We start from the raw sequence: 15,516 nt of genomic DNA, 5'->3' as shown, positions 1-15,516 counted from the left end.
CATAGCCCTTTGTGCTGCGGCCACTGCCGCCCGCCCGGGCGGCCTCCTGTGCCTGAATAAAGCGCGTATGCGCGCGGAAAGGGTTAGTCACGGGTTACGCTCCGGCGCTCGGGTTAGCTCCGGCGGCGGTTGAGTCACCTGCGCCGCTCATGGACTTGACCACGCTGGCCGCCACGGCGGCGATGCGGGCGATTTCCGCTTCGCTCATTTCGCCCGGTTCTTTTTCCGGCTCCTGCTCCAGCAGCTCGATGTTTTCCACCAGGCAGGTGCAGTCGTAGTCCTCGACCACGTAAGCCTCGTTGACCGACTCAAGGTTTTCGATGCGGTCACGCTTCGGGTTGTCGATGATGGAGCGGCGGCGTGTTTCTTCCTGCCAGTAGATGGACAGATTATCCAGGCGGGTGATCAGCAGCGCATTTGCAGGGAAGTACGGCGCACGGACTGCCTGCAGGCCACCGATGCGCTTCTGGCTAATGATCAGATCAGCGGCCAGCGCTTCGGTGTTGGGCTGGCTCTGATTGACCAGCGGGAAATACTTGTCAGCCAGCAGCTGGCGTCCGCAGATCACTACCAGTTCGGTGTCGTCTTGATACTGAACGCCGATTTTTTCCGATACAGCACCCATCACCACTGCGTCCAGGTTACGGAACAGGCCGTTTTTACCCACGGTGATTTTGTCCGACACCACCTTGCCGTCGTCACCGATGTGCTGACCCAGCACCTGCGCCGGTTTTTCCTGGCGGATTTTTTCCAGCCAGCCGATATTCACGTCCTGCAGCAGCGGGTTTTGTACGCGGTTGGAGGTTTTCTCACGCTTCAGGCCGTTGAAACCGATCATGATGCGGTCCAGCGCCTGGCGCTTCACGATGGCGTCGCGGATGCGCACCTGGAAATCGCTGAACTTCGCCCACATGTCCAGCTTTGAATAAGGCAGCGCCGTGTCAAAGTTGGTCTGCGTACATTTGTAGCCGTCGCCGTCGATGTAGGTCGGATCGGTCGGCTCACGCTCTTTCTGGGTGGTATCGGTGGTGCCCGCAATGGTGGTCCCGATTCCCAGCCCCAGCCGTTCGCCGCTCTGCTCACTGACCGGCATGATGTTGATGGCCTGCAGGAACGCGGACGACTCCTGAATTTTGCTTTCCAGCGTCTGCGACACGGACGGCTCAATGGTGAATTTGCTGTTCAGCGCGGACAGGTCAATCTTGTTGATTTCTGCCAGCACCGACATGTAAGCATTCAGCTTAAAACGGGTAGTATTTTTCATCGCTTTGCTTTCTCTGTTCGTTAAAAAGGTTTGCCGCCTCTGTATCAGCAGTCGGTGCGTACTTCGCCGCCGCTGCCGTTACCCTGCGTGCGCGGGCGGACCTGCTGGCGGCCATCTTCCCGGCTCAGCTGCTGCTGCAGTTCGGTGAATTCCGCCTGCAGCTGCTCGCGCTTCAGCACTTCCTCACCCAGCGCACTGCTGAAATGCGATTTCAGGTTGTCAGCTTGTTCGCTCAGCGCCGTTTCAATGCGCGCGCTCAGGTCCTGCTGCTCGGTGGCGATAAGCTCAACGGCCTGATGCACGTCGCTGAAGCGGGCCGCGTCGGTCTGCTGCTGTTTGCTGAACATCGCCTTGATGCGGGTAAACAGGGCGGGCTTTACGTCGGCCACGTCCTCAAACTCGATCAGGGTTTCTTCAGCGGCAGAGAAAACGTTGTCTGGATGCTGCTTGCGGTTTGCCAGCGGGTTCGCCCCGGCGCTGGCGCTGAACTGCAGCATTTCGGTGCCGAGGCTGGCCGGATCGTCAGTCACGGCCAGGCCAATCAGATAGGCCGCGCCGGTGTCCGCGAACTCCGGGCGGATTTCCATAGAGGTGAAGATTTTCTGCATGGTGCCGGTCAGCGTGACCAGCTCGTCAGTCGGGTTGATCAGGGCATACAGCCCTAGCTTGCCTTTCAGCGGGCCGTCGCTGATTTCTTCGGCGTCCAGCGCCTCTACCACGCCAAAGCGGCGAAACGGGCTGTCAGGCGTGTAGCCCTTGATGTGCTCCATGTTGATCACGGCGGTGTACAGTTCAGGGCTGTAATTTGCCGCCATCTGCTCAAGCCAGCTGCGCTCGATGGTGCGCCCATCCGTGGTGGCACCTTCCACCCCGATACGGAAACGCTTTGCTTTCTTTGCCATTGTCCAGGCTCCGGTCAGTAAAACTCTGTGAAGCCCTATGGTTGCGGCGGCAGGGGTATCGAAACAACGCGCGAACGTTGTGCGGGAAACCACACAATTAGGGATGGCGGAAAAGGCGGCGGCGGGGCCGTATTTTGGCTGCATGAACATGACACCCGCCCCCGACGACCGCGATCCCCGCAGGCAGGCTTTATTGCTGTACTTTCAGGGATACCGAATCGCCCGCATTGCTGAAATGCTGGGAGAGAAACCCGCAACCGTTCACAGCTGGAAGAAGCGCGATAAGTGGGGCGACTATGGCCCGCTGGATCAGATGCAGCTGACCACCGCCGCGCGCTATTGCCAGCTCATCATGAAGGAGCAGAAGGAAGGGAAGGACTTTAAGGAAATCGACCTGCTGGCGCGGCAGTCCGAGCGCCATGCCCGGATCGGTAAATTCAGTAATGGCGGCAATGAAGCGGACCTGAACCCGAACGTGGAGAACCGCAACAAAGGCCCGCGTAAGCCCCCGGAAAAGAACCTCTTCAGCGACGAACAGATTGAGAAGCTGCAGGAGGTTTTCCACGGCTCGATGTTCGGCTATCAGCGCCAGTGGTGGGAGGCCGGAAATAAGTATTCGGTCCGCAACCTGCTGAAGTCGCGCCAGATCGGGGCCACCTTCTTTTTTGCCCGCGAGGCGCTGATCGATGCGCTGACCACCGGACGAAATCAGATATTCCTGTCAGCCAGTAAGGCGCAGGCGTACGTGTTCAAGCAGTACATCATTGAATTTGCCCGCGAGGTGGACGTAGGCCTGAAGGGCGACCCGATGACGCTGAGCAACGGCGCGTGCCTGTATTTCTTAGGCACCAACGCCCGCACCGCGCAGAGCTATCACGGCAATCTGTACCTGGATGAATATTTCTGGATACCGAAGTTTCAGGAACTGCAGAAAGTGGCGTCCGGCATGGCGCTACACAAGAAGTGGCGCGAAACCTACTTTTCCACCCCGTCCAGCCTCACCCACAGCGCCTATCCGTTCTGGTCCGGTTCACAGTTCAACAAAGGCCGGACCAAAGCGGACAAAGTTGATATTGACCTCAGCCATCAGTCACTCGCCGCCGGTCGCCTCTGCGAAGACGGCCAGTTTCGCCAGATCGTCACCGTTGAAGATGCGGTGCGCGGCGGCTGTGACCTGTTTGACCTGGAGCAGCTGCGCACGCGCTACAGCCCGGAGGATTACCAGAACCTGCTGATGTGCGTCTTTATGGACGATCTGGCGTCGGTGTTCCAGCTGGCCATGCTGCAGAAATGCATGGTGGACAGCTGGGAAGTCTGGACCGACTTTGAAGCGCTGGCGCTGCGCCCGTTTGGCTGGAAAGAGGTATGGATTGGCTATGACCCGGCGAAGGGAACGCAGAACGGCGACAGCGCCGGGTGCGTGGTCATGGCACCGCCTGCCGTGCCGGGCGGCAAGTTCCGCATCCTTGAGCGCCACCAGTGGCGCGGGATGGACTTCCGGGCGCAGGCTGACGCCATCAGGACGCTGACGCAGCAGTATAACGTCACCTATATCGGCATCGACTCAACCGGCGTCGGGCTGGGCGTGTATGAGAACGGCAACGCATTTTTCCCGCAGGTGAAGGAGTTTGTCTATAACCCGAACGTTAAGAATGCCCTGGTGCTGAAAGCTTACGACACCATCGCCAGCGGGCGGCTGGAGTTTGACGCCAGCCACCTCGACATTGCGCAGTCGTTTATGTCTATCCGCAAGGCCACGACGGCCAGCGGCAACCGTCCGACCTATGAAACCAGCCGCAGCGAGGAAGTCAGCCACGGCGATTTAGCCTGGGCGACCATGCACGCGCTGGCAAACGAGCCGCTGCAGGGACAGGCGGCACACACGCAGAACATTGTGGAGATTTGTTAATGAGCAAACGCAGGAACCGCACCCGCACGCAGCCCGTGCCGCAGCCGGATAACATGACCAGCGCGGCAGCGTCGGAGGCGTTTACCTTTGGCGACCCGATCCCGGTACTGGACCGCCGCGAACTGCTGGATTACGTGGAGTGCGTTATCAATGATCGCTGGTATGAACCTCCCGTAAGCGTTGACGGGCTGGCGCGCACGTTCCGCGCCGCCGTGCATCACAGCTCACCCATCAGCGTAAAGTGCAATATTCTGGCTAGTACCTTTATCCCGCATCCGCTTCTGAGTCAGCAGGCTTTCAGCCGCTTTGCGCTGGATTACCTGATTTTCGGCAATGCCTATCTGGAGAAGCGGACCAGCCGCCTCGGTAACGTGCTGAAGCTGGAGCCGTCGCTGGCGAAGTTTACCCGGCGCGGGTTTGACCTGGACACCTACTGGTATGCGCACTATGGCATTAATACGGAGCCGTATGAGTTCGAGAAGGGCAGCGTGTTTCACCTGATGGAGCCGGATATCAATCAGGAGATTTACGGCCTGCCGGGCTATCTGTCTGCCATCCCGTCGGCACTGCTAAATGAGTCGGCTACGCTGTTCCGCCGCAAGTATTACCTTAACGGCAGCCATGCGGGTTTCATCATGTACATGACCGACCCGGCACAGAGCCAGCAGGACGTGGACAATATCCGCGGTGCCATGAAAAGCGCAAAGGGCCCAGGCAACTTCCGCAACCTGTTTATGTACAGCCCGAACGGGAAAAAAGACGGCATCCAGATCATCCCGCTATCTGAGGTGGCGGCGAAGGATGAATTTCTGAACATCAAAAACGTGAGCCGCGACGACATGCTGGCCGTGCATCGTGTGCCGCCTCAGTTGATAGGGATTATTCCGAACAACACGGGCGGGTTTGGTGACATTGAGAAGGCCAGCAAAGTGTTTGTGCGCAACGAGCTCATCCCATTGCAAAGGCGCTTTGAAGAGCTGAATGAATGGCTGGAGGAAGATGTTATTAAATTTTCACCATACGATTTAGCTTAAGATTTTTAATTAGACTTATCTCCATATGCCTCGGGTGCATAAATATTAAGAGCACCTGAGGCCTCTAATTCTTCTTTAAAATCACCGACAAGAGTATACTCTTGCAAAAGAGAATATTTTTCAATATATGCTCTAGATCTACCACCTATGGTTGATAAGCCGTTCAGCATAAGTGCTCCAGACTCAACTGATGAAAGTTGCGCGCGAACTAACTTAGCGTATTTGACCTTTTCTTTCGAGGTTAAAAAAGACGACCCATCGATATGTTTAAAAATATGATACAAATTCCTAAAATAATGACCGGCACTTGAAAAGAAAATTTCATTTTTATAGAATTCATCAATTGATGATATTAACCTTACCTGAGACGGCTGTTCATCATCACTTATCAATCGGAAATTAAATTTTACCTCAGTTACACACCAACTTAACGCATCAGTTCCATAATAAGTCACATCATTATATTTCACCTTTACATTTTGCAGGTGCTCTTTATGAAACCTTATCAATTCAAAAAGAACTGATTCAAATGACTGAATAGAGGATTGCCGAGACGTGGTATAAAGGGTATAGCAAACGAGTACTATAGAAATAAAACTCAACCCAGGATTAAGAACGCCTCCGATATAGTCGCCAAACTGCCCCCACTTTTCAACCGAGCCACTGACTGGACGATCACCAAAATGATCGTAATAAAAATACAAAGCGGCACCAATTAATGAAGATGAAATAATAAATCCAGCTAATACAATACTTAACCTTCTAATTCTTTCCATGATCCTATTAATCACAAGCTCACCTTAAAATAAGTTAGACTCGACATCTATCACATAAATTCCTTTCTTAGCCTTGCATATCATAGGGTTGCTAAGCTTTCTAACATTTTCAATGCGCCATTCAAAATAACCAGGCTTCCATGTCCTACCTAACGTTAACAGAGCGCTGGTTTTTGATGCTTTCTGCTCAGTCCATGGTGAGAATTCAATAAAATCTACAATAGCCATGCATATGCCATCTTCCTCATCTTCTTCAGACGTAAGATAGCGATCGTTCTGAACAAGCAATATATTTTTTAGGGGCATTTCTGCAGGGAGCCATGACCTAATCTCACTGGTTTTATCACCATTTACTATTAAATTCACAGCAGGCTTAAGGATTGAAAGAGCTTGATATTTCATAGGTTCCCCCGTATTTTTACTTATAATGATTCTATCACAAAACTAAGGCTTGAGAGGTATTACATGTTGATTTTTATAGCAGGTGTTCATGGTGTTGGTAAGGGGTACCTTTGTGAGAAATATGCTAATAAAAACAATGTAATACATAAGAGTGCTAGCCAGTTAATACGTGAACATGGCTCAATTACACTACCTAATGATAAGTTGGTCACTGATGCAGAACGTAATCAGTTAATTTTGGCTTCCGCTTTAAATTCTCTTGCAAAAGAGCAAAGAACTATTCTTCTCGATGGTCATTTCTGCTTAGCCCTGAAAGTTGGTGGAATAAAGAAATTAGATTTAAATGTTATCAACTCTCTTAATGTAGATGCAGTAGTACTAATTGAAAACACGATCGACATCATTAAAAAAAGAATATTTGAAAGAGACGGTAAGTACCCATCCTATGATTTAGAGCATTTGAAAGAACTAGAGCAGGAGAACGCCTTTTACATTTGTAACGAACTTAACATACAAATACAAAAATTAACGTCGCCTACATTAGAAGAGTTTACATCTGTAATAAATAAATTTGAGCGCGATTTTTTAATTAGCGCTCAAAAAAATTAAACATATCGAAAAGATTGAGGTGCTTTCGCCCCAGGGGATATATCGTCTAAATCTAATGGTGACACGTATCTTTTGGGATTTTCTACCGAGATAGCAAACCCTTTATCTCTGCAATGAAAATAATCTTTAAAAAACTTATGACTTATACCTGCGTAGTTTTTTGTTTTATCCCATAGTTCAGATGGGGAAAGCACAAGTATATCACCCACTTTAAATTCACCTATGACTTTACCAACTGGCATAGTGGCATAAATTATGACAGTGTCAACATTTCTATTCTTAAATATTGTTTTCCTGAATTCAAATTTTTTCTCACCTGACAATATGCGCTCGGCATACTCTGGTTTAATTGACAATATAACCTTCATTAACGCCCCCATCTAAAATTATCCGTTTAAAATGCAAGTCATCAAGAGGCAAAAAACCCCAATAATCTGCATCAGTGTATCCAGTGATAGTCATTATTTCATCTCTAACAATTTTCTTTTCAAGAGGAAAGTTATAAGTAAAGCGTATTATCGTGGGGTAATTCTTTTTATTGTAGAGAAGCATAAGTTCATCTTCAGAGAAGACGCTATAAGGGCCACAATATTGCTTGAATTCAGTATAGTTTTTAAATTCACGTATATCCTTTGTATCGAGAACTACGCATACAGAAGTTGCAACAGATCTGTAACGCGCAGGCCCTTTGCCATCGCTGGTCCTATAAATAAGAAGGTTATCACCGGCACGAAGTTTAAGAGTGTCTCTCATTCCAGTAAGGTATACTTTTTCGATACTGTTAGTATGTGAAATATCTCTAATTAAGCTTCCATCTTCATTTGTGAGCTTTGATTCTGGGAACAGTCGTGTATGCCAGGTAGGATAAATACTCAAAAGAAAATTTCGATTATTTAGCTTTACCAAAGGATAATTATCATAGCTCATTCAATCTCTCCACTCTAAACTTTTGAAATAGACACCTTCATGACCATTGATAGTCGGATTTATTTTCCTTGCTCTTAATTCAAAGCCATAACGATTTAAAAGAGTAATGAGGCCTGCATGCTTGTCAAATATAGTAACATAAATCTCTTTTAAGCCATTATTCATCGCAAACTGAAAAACCAGTCTTACAAATCTTTCACCTAACTTAGTGCCATGCGCGTTTATTTTAAATGTACCTAGCTTAACCCTTTGTTTTGCAGGAAATTTTGGGTTGGTGTCATTGATAGGTTCATTCTCAATTTTAAGATATAAAAAACCATCCATCTCTCCTGCTTCATTATAAGACACATAAGCTTTACTTTCTGACTTTAAGATAAACCATTCGTCAAAACCTTCGTAGTCTGCCCTTAAAGAATTAAAAAAATCGGAATTTAAGTTAATGTTATGAAAATACTTTTCTTCGATAGACATCCAAGTCTCCAACTTTAAATGTTAGGTTTTCAAGTTGATATCATCAATATCTGATATTCCTCTTTGGAGGAACTAAACCAGTCTGCCTTATCGAGTTTATCAACATCTTCTAAAATTGTCCTTAATTTCAGAAGTTCTGATTTCAAACATTACGGCGCGCGCTCGTAGCCCCGCCACGCCTGCCCGCTTCATGTAGCGGTTTTCATGCATCTGCATGAGACATGCAAAGGCCCGCCAAGACTGGCAGGCCTGAGCATCCGAGATCCTTTTGGGATCATGCGAATTCATGCGGCATAGTCATGCACTGCCGGCAGTCATCCGTCAGCGCTGCCATTTACTGCTCCGACACCTGCATTGAGCGACTGTATTCATAGTTACGAAGCCGTGCCATAAGCTCGTCTGTGAGTTCTGAAACCCACTCAATAGCGAGGCGTTTTTCATCCTCACTACAATCACTGACAGCAACAAGTTTTAAAAAGAAATCAATACGCTGGAGTTTTACCGAGTCCAGAAGTTCATCCTGCATGTTCCCTCCTTTGGAAGCGATACTGTATACATATACAGTATAAAATTTCATGGACATGTGAAACACTTTTTTACTTTCGATGTGCCTACTCCGGTGCGATCAGACACGTATGTTTTTCTCCAGTAACCTGCCGTTCCGGTAAAAAAGACGCCTTTGTCGCCCCTGCATCAATGCCAGCTCCCATCAAAAGCAGCTTCATTTCTTCATCACTGCTGTTAATCCTCCGGGCTTTTAGTTCCAGCTCTAACCGTCGACGCTGCGGCCCCGTACAGTTATTGACAGAACTCCAAGGGGCGGCGCTGCCGCCAGAAAAACCTGCCTCCGCTGACGCTTCGGCTAATTTGAAAACCTTTTCCCACTTAACAAGACGCGTCGGGATTTCAGATCCGTAAACCTGTGGCGAGTAGATGCCCTGCACACGCTGGACATCTTCTGCATACTCATTTCCCTGCTCGGTGATCTCATAGCAAAGGCGGACGACCAAATCCTCACGTGAAACGAGCGGGCCGCCCTGCGCCTGTGTATAAGAAGCCCAGCAGCCAACATCTGCCGCAGCCAGTACCGCATCCATGCGCGGGTCTGGCAGTTGTTGATCACGCATACGGCGCAACTCACGCCATACCGTTACCGGCGCGCCACCAATTTGCTGAAACTGACGGATACACCAACGGGATGCCCAGGCAGATACTGCTTTGGACATGTCACGCAGGCTTTCGCCAGTCTCGCCATCCTTCTCACCATCAAGCGCGTAACCATCAATATTCTTGGAAATGTATTTGGCGATGTAGCCGGTAGCGCTGCCTTTGGAGGGATCAATACTTTCGACGTGGAAGCGGGCCCGGCGAGCGGCATCGCTATTCATTTCGTGTGCATCTTCTTCACGGGCATAGCGGGCTATGATGTCGTGAACGCGTTGTTTATGCTCCGGCATCATGAACAACAACATATGCCAATGCGGAGTGCCGTCGTGATGAGGCTCCACCACACGAAAACCAAATACATGGATATCTTCGCGGGATAAAGCAGCACGGATTTTTGACCAGACTTTGCAGAGATAGCGCTGCGTATCCCGTGGGCTGGCCCCGTTCCATTGAGAGACAAAACCGCCCTTGCTATAAACAGCGTGGTACTTTGACGGTGCGGTAAGCGTATAAAACTCCCCTACACAGCCGGTCTCTTGCGCAATATCTTCAAACCCGCGCATACGCACCATCAATTCACAGCGGCGTACTGCCGGGTTCGCATTGCTGCGGTTGACCATATCCTCCAGCGCAATGCGGTCACCTTCACTGTTGATCAGGTCGAAGCGTTTGAAAAATTCACGGTTTCGTTTCTTCTGCTCAACCCACTCGCCCATGGTGCCGCGTGAAACGTAAGGCGATGCGGATTTCTGTACCTGGCCCACAGCAATCGCCATGTGCTCACGCTGTAGATCGCGCATTCTCTTCAGGCGTCCGCGCCACCATTCCGGCGCCATCATGCGGAGTAGGCCTGACTGAGCCTTACGCAAAGCCAGTTCACCCTTTTTGGAATTGAATTCGGCCCAGTATGGCGGTTGCGTGCCGGTGAGCGCCGTAAGCTCTGCGATGTAGCGATAACCAACAAGCGTCACAGCAAGCTCGTCTGAATCCTCTGGCATCGAAATCTTACCCACGAATTCAGCCAAGCTTTGGGAAAGGAATGAGCCGACCTTGTATGCCAGATCACGAATACGCTGACGGTCTAGAGTGGCCAGGCGATCGAGCTGCTTTATAAATGGCAGGTCAAATTGCGCGGAGTCAGCCAGTTGGTAGCGGCTTCGAACAAGCTGCAAGCGTGGCAATACACTCTGCCCGATGGTCTGGCGCAGAAATGCATTGGCACGACGACGACCCTGATTTCCAGCCAGCAGCTTCTGATAGCGCTCACCAAAATAGCCAGCCAGATAGTCAGGCATTTCATGTAGATACTGGCTTCTCCATTTATGATCCTCGGTATCTGCGTGCCATAGCCGAAGCTCAGTGAGGGTAATACCATGGGGGATTTTAGTACCAAAAACATCATGCTGCATTTTTAGCGCAGCGTGATAATCTCCATTTTTCTCTTGCTCAATCCACTGATTCAAAACAACCTCGGGATAACTATGAAAGACCGCTATTTAACCGACATAACTCCCCCACCACACGATCAGATAGTCAGCGACTGGCTTAAAAAGCAAAGTTATGGAATTGACTCAATATCGTACAAAATCGCCCTATTCCATGATGGCTTTCTATATCGTTCAATTATCTGTTCAGGGATGGGGGAATATATTCAAACATCTAATTTTTTGTGTTCGATTGATTTAGTGAATGCCCTGGCTCCAGATGCAACATATCGCGGATATGATGCAATTTATGCAACTCAGCAGGACTATAAAAAAGCCTTTCCAACTCGGCAGCAGCCTCTTTAACGTTTGTCTTCGAAGCATACTTAAGAGCGGCAGAAGCAACGTTAAACGCCTCTGCCGTTATCAGTGAGTTACTCATTTCTCAATGCCTCTTTTTTGTAGTGGACTGTTCTCAGCTCACTGATTTCCTGACAGGTAACGCAGCGCTGAACGCTTGAAATTGCTCGGCGGCGTGCTTCCGGAATTTCTTCACCGCATGAAAGACAGAAGAACTCACTGATGCCACTCTGACGATGAGTTGCATTGGCAAGGTTGCGCGCCAGTTCTTCCTGCACACGAGCCTGAACGAGATCCATTGAATCAGCCATTAGTGCAGCTCCAAAGACTGTTTCTCATAACGCTCTGCTTCACGACGTAGCAAATCAGCAGCGTCTGCCCCACTCAGACCTTTTTGGATGATGTGGGTAGCCAGAGCCTCAAGACGCATTGAAACTGCCAAAGCACGGTCTTTGCGTTCTTCCTTTCGGACTTCTATTAATAAGGACTCAAGTACGAAATCAATTGCTTCAAAATCATGCGGTTCGATATTTTGCATTTTCCACTCTCCATAATTCAGGCAAAAGAATGCCCGGCGGGTTTACGCCATTTATTTGCTTGGGGTTATTTAATTAGGTAGAGCCATTCGCTTCGGAAATAAACTCACTACTGCTTTTAGATGATTCATTGCCCCAATAAGCGCCTTTCTTTCATCAGTAGTCAGTTCACTAAATTCAGCGGCGTGCCTGTCCTTACCGATGCCAGCCAGGAAGAGAATCGCGCTCAGCGCGCGCTTGTTGTCCTGGTATTTACTGTCTGTCACATCGCGCATTTCAGAGAAAAAACGAGCCATATCTTTTTCACAGTTGCCGCCCATCAGCTGCGCGCGGATTAAGGCAACGTGATTTAGCGCCGAAACCCGTTGGCCGGCAGTAAGCTCGACCAGCATTGAATCGCCCTCGATAGCCATGCTTTACCTCTTTGCTCTTTTACCTGTACCTGCTGGATCAGTTCCGGATGCCAGCGCCTGCCGTTCTCGCCCAAAATCCAGCCATGCCCGTATGACATCGACGGACTCTGACGCTTGAGGTATACCGCAAATGAAATCATCGCGCGCCCTCAGCTGATGCCAATCGAAGCACCCAGCCCGCTGATTGCGTCAACGGTTGAGGCTAAGGTCGGGTTAGAGTGAACGCGGTTTTGCACGGCCAGCGCGGCCAGCATCATGCAGCGGATCCCGGTATTAGCGGCTTCCATAATGCCGCGACGGCAGGTTGCTGTGATACGCTCCGGGTTGGCAGCGCTGGCAGCCATAGTACCGACTTCGGCGGTTGCCTTCAGCACGTAGGTCGGAAACTTCTCTTTTGCCAGCTCGTTAACCGGGACGCAGGGCAGACACTGTAGCTGCGCCAGCATGCCGTCCATCAGCGTGGCGTCTTCAGCCAGATCGGTAAGCAACAGCACTTCTGGAACGGTCAGCTGATGCACCTGTTCCGGGTTCAGCTTGTTGCGCAGGATCTGCACTTTCATACCCGCCCGCTGCGCCAGCTCCGTCATGTTGTGCGTGAGCGCAAACTTGCGGCAGGCATCTTCGTAGTCGGTATGTGTGGAAACACGAAAATCAAACATGATTATTCCCTATCGTTATCCCAATATGGATACATCAACCCTGCATTGTGATTTCGCAGCCAGCTGCTGCTTCGATAGTTAGAGCAACCATATTGATTTCGATGAGACCGTTAACGCCCTCTTTCTTCCGGATGGGCAGACGGTTCTCGCGGTACATCTGGCGCACGGTGCCTTCCTTGTAGCCAGTGCGACGGCAGAACTCTTCAACCGTAATGTACGGTTCGGAGATGACCAGATTGATTGATGGGCGTATTGAAAGTTTACGGGTCATGATGCACTATCCTCTGTTGAGTTTTAGCCAACTCTATTTATCACTATTAAACACGTCGCCATACGACGAGTGAATATTAGGATCACAAATTGGAAAGGTCAACGAAAGATTTTACGAGTCGTAAAGCGCCTACTTTACCAGAGGGTGGTAAAGAACCCATTGAGCGCATCGTTCAGGCATACGGTTTCTCATCGCGCCAGGCGCTTTGCCGCCACTTAAACGTGTCACAGAGCACCATGGCTAACCGCATAATGCGTGGGAATTTTCCTGCTGATTGGGTATTGATTTGCTCAATGGAAACGGGCACTTCGCTTGAGTGGCTTACCTACGGTCATGGTGATGCAAAAAACACAATTCAAGATGCTGCATCAGCCAAGATCAAACACAAAAAAATCACAAATGGGAATTTTTCAACATCAGATTGGGTTGAATACGACTCAAGCCTCCTGCCAAGTGATGTTGTATCACCGTTGTTGATCACATTTGAGAAGCTAAATTATTTAGTCGATGAGACTGAAGTTGATGTAACTGATGGCCTGTGGTTAATCGAGATTGATAACCTTGTTAGCGTGAAAGAACTCTATCGCTTTCCGGGCGGCCGGATTCGCGTGGAGAACGGCAAAGCGTCTTTTGAATGTAAGGCAGAAGACATCAAAGTGCTGGGTAAAGTTGTTGCTCGCACCGAATATCTGTAAGGCAGGATATGGCTGTAAGTAAATTAGCCAATGGGAAATGGCAGGCTCAGGTTTTCCCAAACGGGCGCGATGGTAAACGCATCCGCCGCCAGTTTGTGACCAAAGGCGAAGCCCTATCTTTTGAGAAGCACATCAAAGATCAGGCGCAGGATAAACCTTGGTTGGGAGATAAAACAGATAAGCGCCGGGTAATTGAGCTGGTTGAATTGTGGTTCAACACGCATGGCATCACGTTGTCGGATGGCGAGAAGCGGCGAACCACAATGGCGTTCGCTTGCGAGGCGATGGGTAATCCACTCGCCACCGAGTTTAACGCGAAAATTTTTGCGTCTTATCGCGAGCAGCGGTTAAGCGGGAAGATCACACGTTCCACCCGAGTTAAAACGGTAACGCCTCGCACGGTCAATTTAGAGCTGGCATATTTCAGGGCGATGTTTAACGAACTGCGCCGATTGGATGAATGGACCGCACCCAATCCGCTTGAGAATGTGCGCGAGTTTAAAATCAGTGAGTCGGAGATGTCATATCTCACCATTGAGGAAATCCGCACGCTACTGGCCGAATGTGAGAACAGCCGTTCTAAAGATTTAACTACCATTGTGAAAATCTGCCTGTCAACTGGCGCACGATGGAGTGAGGCAGAAGGCCTGAAGGGAAATCAGGTACGGGCGGGTCAGATCATTTATGTGAAAACCAAAGGCAAGAAAAACCGGGCGGTGCCGATAACAGAAAAATTACTGGCAGAACTACCTGCTAACCGCAAAGCGCAGCCTCTTTTCACGCCATGTTATTCAGCTTTCAGAAAGGCTATGCAGCGTGCAGGTATTGAAACGCCAGCGGGACAGCTAACACATGTGCTACGTCACACTTTTGCGTCTCATTTTATGATGAACGGCGGCAATATTCTGGTGCTTCAGCGGATATTGGGACATACGGATATCAAGGTGACGATGCGTTATGCGCATTTTGCGCCGGATCATTTAGCTGAAGCTCGATCGCTCAACCCTTTAAATCGGATATAATTATAACCTCTAGTTAAATAACTGCTCCTTATGGTTCTCATTAAAAAAAGCGTAAATTCATCTGTGTAATTTACGCTTTCAAGCATTATCGAGTAATTTTTTATTTTTTCTTCGCTTGCATTAACGACATGATCATTTTTTGAGTGGTAATATTTTTAGCGTTAATTGTTGATATAGCCGCATCGTAACTTTTTAATATTTTATCAATCAACACACAAGTGTCATCAATAAATTTTTCTACATGAGCAATTAAACCGGGAAAAAGAATAACGAAATCACTAATATCTATTTCATATGTATCGTGGCCATATCGTTCTACTTTTTTAACAATTGAATTAATTAACTTAAAGTAATGAGAATCATCCATTTTATTTATGGACCAGTAATCGACAATAACAGATATGGGATTATAATCTCTTGACTCAAGGAACATGAACCTATTTATTTCGTTTAAAAAGTAAAAAGGATAACTTTTTGTGTCCGGATTAGTCCTCGAAACACCTACCATCCTAAATTTATCTTCTCCCCCTTCAAAGACTCTATCAACTATAATTTCTCCTACATCCAAAAATGCAAGCGCATCTTCTATGGTAGGATATTTAGGATTTGATTCTTCAAATTCAAGATGATCAATCTTAACTTTGATAAAATAAGGGTAATAGTAAGCAGGGATTA

Annotated in this window: 21 protein-coding genes and 1 pseudogene; 6 read left to right on the top strand and 16 right to left on the bottom strand. The window is 48.8% G+C overall.

The window, feature by feature from the left end; all coding sequences use genetic code 11:
- Positions 1–94: 94 nt before the first annotated feature.
- Together RTK32_RS08510 and RTK32_RS08505 are read right to left on the bottom strand one after the other, a co-directional pair.
- Complete coding sequence (locus tag RTK32_RS08510) at positions 95–1,264, bottom strand: phage major capsid protein, P2 family (RefSeq protein WP_312043022.1); 1,170 nt, start codon at positions 1,262–1,264, stop codon at positions 95–97.
- 44 nt (positions 1,265–1,308) lie between these two features.
- Positions 1,309–2,166: a GPO family capsid scaffolding protein gene (locus RTK32_RS08505; RefSeq protein ID WP_312043021.1), complete on the bottom strand. Its 858-nt coding sequence runs from the start codon at positions 2,164–2,166 to the stop codon at positions 1,309–1,311.
- A 142-nt stretch (positions 2,167–2,308) separates the two neighbouring features.
- Here RTK32_RS08505 and RTK32_RS08500 point away from each other — a divergent pair, with 142 nt between their 5' ends.
- Positions 2,309–4,075: a terminase ATPase subunit family protein gene (locus RTK32_RS08500; RefSeq protein ID WP_312043023.1), complete on the top strand. Its 1,767-nt coding sequence runs from the start codon at positions 2,309–2,311 to the stop codon at positions 4,073–4,075.
- The gene (locus tag RTK32_RS08495) at positions 4,075–5,109 is read left to right on the top strand and encodes a phage portal protein (RefSeq protein WP_312043020.1); all 1,035 of its coding nucleotides are present in this window, start codon (positions 4,075–4,077) and stop codon (positions 5,107–5,109) included. Before RTK32_RS08500 ends, RTK32_RS08495 begins: the two co-directional genes overlap by 1 nt.
- A 5-nt stretch (positions 5,110–5,114) precedes the next feature.
- On the opposite strand, the gene RTK32_RS08490 is transcribed toward RTK32_RS08495, so the two are convergent.
- Both RTK32_RS08490 and RTK32_RS08485 read right to left on the bottom strand, forming a co-directional pair.
- Positions 5,115–5,900: a putative phage abortive infection protein gene (locus RTK32_RS08490; RefSeq protein WP_312043019.1), complete on the bottom strand. Its 786-nt coding sequence runs from the start codon at positions 5,898–5,900 to the stop codon at positions 5,115–5,117.
- Between the two features lie 9 nt (positions 5,901–5,909).
- The gene (locus RTK32_RS08485; RefSeq protein WP_312043018.1) at positions 5,910–6,287 is read right to left on the bottom strand and encodes a hypothetical protein; all 378 of its coding nucleotides are present in this window, start codon (positions 6,285–6,287) and stop codon (positions 5,910–5,912) included.
- 63 nt (positions 6,288–6,350) lie between these two features.
- Between RTK32_RS08485 and RTK32_RS08480 the strand changes: the two genes are divergently transcribed.
- A complete protein-coding gene (locus tag RTK32_RS08480) occupies positions 6,351–6,896 on the top strand; it encodes an ATP-binding protein (protein ID WP_312043017.1) in 546 nt (181 codons plus the stop codon).
- Here RTK32_RS08480 and RTK32_RS08475 read toward each other — a convergent pair.
- The 5 genes and pseudogenes from RTK32_RS08475 to RTK32_RS08455 form a co-directional block, all read right to left on the bottom strand.
- Positions 6,893–7,264 (bottom strand): ASCH domain-containing protein, encoded by a 372-nt coding sequence (locus RTK32_RS08475; RefSeq protein WP_312043016.1) that lies wholly within the window; start codon positions 7,262–7,264, stop codon positions 6,893–6,895. The genes RTK32_RS08480 and RTK32_RS08475 overlap by 4 nt on opposite strands.
- Positions 7,242–7,823: a hypothetical protein gene (locus RTK32_RS08470; protein WP_312043015.1), complete on the bottom strand. Its 582-nt coding sequence runs from the start codon at positions 7,821–7,823 to the stop codon at positions 7,242–7,244. Before RTK32_RS08470 ends, RTK32_RS08475 begins: the two co-directional genes overlap by 23 nt.
- On the bottom strand, positions 7,824–8,294 hold the full coding sequence (locus RTK32_RS08465; protein ID WP_312043014.1) for a GNAT family N-acetyltransferase: 471 nt from the start codon (positions 8,292–8,294) through the stop codon (positions 7,824–7,826). It lies immediately after the preceding gene.
- A gap of 334 nt (positions 8,295–8,628) precedes the next feature.
- Positions 8,629–8,820 (bottom strand): hypothetical protein, encoded by a 192-nt coding sequence (locus tag RTK32_RS08460; protein ID WP_312043013.1) that lies wholly within the window; start codon positions 8,818–8,820, stop codon positions 8,629–8,631.
- A 99-nt stretch (positions 8,821–8,919) separates the two neighbouring features.
- Positions 8,920–10,870: pseudogene (locus tag RTK32_RS08455) on the bottom strand (replication endonuclease).
- A gap of 72 nt (positions 10,871–10,942) precedes the next feature.
- Between RTK32_RS08455 and RTK32_RS08450 the strand changes: the two are divergent.
- A complete protein-coding gene (locus RTK32_RS08450) occupies positions 10,943–11,251 on the top strand; it encodes a hypothetical protein (protein ID WP_312043012.1) in 309 nt (102 codons plus the stop codon).
- A 68-nt stretch (positions 11,252–11,319) separates the two neighbouring features.
- Here RTK32_RS08450 and RTK32_RS08445 read toward each other — a convergent pair whose 3' ends face one another.
- The 6 genes from RTK32_RS08445 to RTK32_RS08420 all read right to left on the bottom strand — a co-directional run bounded on the left by RTK32_RS08445 (position 11,320) and on the right by RTK32_RS08420 (position 13,124).
- Entirely contained in the window at positions 11,320–11,556 is a 237-nt protein-coding gene (locus RTK32_RS08445) for a TraR/DksA family transcriptional regulator (RefSeq protein WP_312043011.1), read from the bottom strand.
- Positions 11,556–11,783, bottom strand: a complete 228-nt coding sequence (locus RTK32_RS08440; RefSeq protein WP_312043010.1) for a DUF2732 family protein — start codon at positions 11,781–11,783, stop codon at positions 11,556–11,558. The genes RTK32_RS08445 and RTK32_RS08440 overlap by 1 nt, the downstream gene beginning before the upstream one ends.
- A 69-nt stretch (positions 11,784–11,852) precedes the next feature.
- Entirely contained in the window at positions 11,853–12,194 is a 342-nt protein-coding gene (locus RTK32_RS08435) for a DUF5347 family protein (protein ID WP_312043009.1), read from the bottom strand.
- Positions 12,131–12,334 (bottom strand): phage filamentation protein Fil family protein, encoded by a 204-nt coding sequence (locus tag RTK32_RS08430; RefSeq protein ID WP_312043008.1) that lies wholly within the window; start codon positions 12,332–12,334, stop codon positions 12,131–12,133. The genes RTK32_RS08435 and RTK32_RS08430 overlap by 64 nt, the downstream gene beginning before the upstream one ends.
- Before the next feature lie 9 nt (positions 12,335–12,343).
- The gene (locus tag RTK32_RS08425) at positions 12,344–12,853 is read right to left on the bottom strand and encodes a phage regulatory CII family protein (protein ID WP_312043007.1); all 510 of its coding nucleotides are present in this window, start codon (positions 12,851–12,853) and stop codon (positions 12,344–12,346) included.
- A gap of 34 nt (positions 12,854–12,887) precedes the next feature.
- The gene (locus tag RTK32_RS08420) at positions 12,888–13,124 is read right to left on the bottom strand and encodes a regulator (protein WP_312043006.1); all 237 of its coding nucleotides are present in this window, start codon (positions 13,122–13,124) and stop codon (positions 12,888–12,890) included.
- Between the two features lie 89 nt (positions 13,125–13,213).
- Here RTK32_RS08420 and RTK32_RS08415 point away from each other — a divergent pair, with 89 nt between their 5' ends.
- Positions 13,214–13,819, top strand: a complete 606-nt coding sequence (locus RTK32_RS08415; protein ID WP_312043005.1) for a phage repressor protein CI — start codon at positions 13,214–13,216, stop codon at positions 13,817–13,819.
- A gap of 8 nt (positions 13,820–13,827) precedes the next feature.
- Positions 13,828–14,841: a tyrosine-type recombinase/integrase gene (locus RTK32_RS08410; protein WP_312043004.1), complete on the top strand. Its 1,014-nt coding sequence runs from the start codon at positions 13,828–13,830 to the stop codon at positions 14,839–14,841.
- 100 nt (positions 14,842–14,941) lie between these two features.
- Here RTK32_RS08410 and RTK32_RS08405 read toward each other — a convergent pair.
- Positions 14,942–15,516 (bottom strand): hypothetical protein (locus RTK32_RS08405; RefSeq protein WP_312043003.1); only part of this gene is annotated, 575 nt, incomplete at its 5' end.

The sequence above is a fragment of the Erwinia sp. genome, from assembly GCF_031978025.1.
Classification (GTDB): Bacteria; Pseudomonadota; Gammaproteobacteria; order Enterobacterales; family Enterobacteriaceae; genus Erwinia.
The sequence above is the reverse complement of the archived record's forward strand: the minus strand, read 5'-3'. Positions and strand labels throughout refer to the sequence as shown.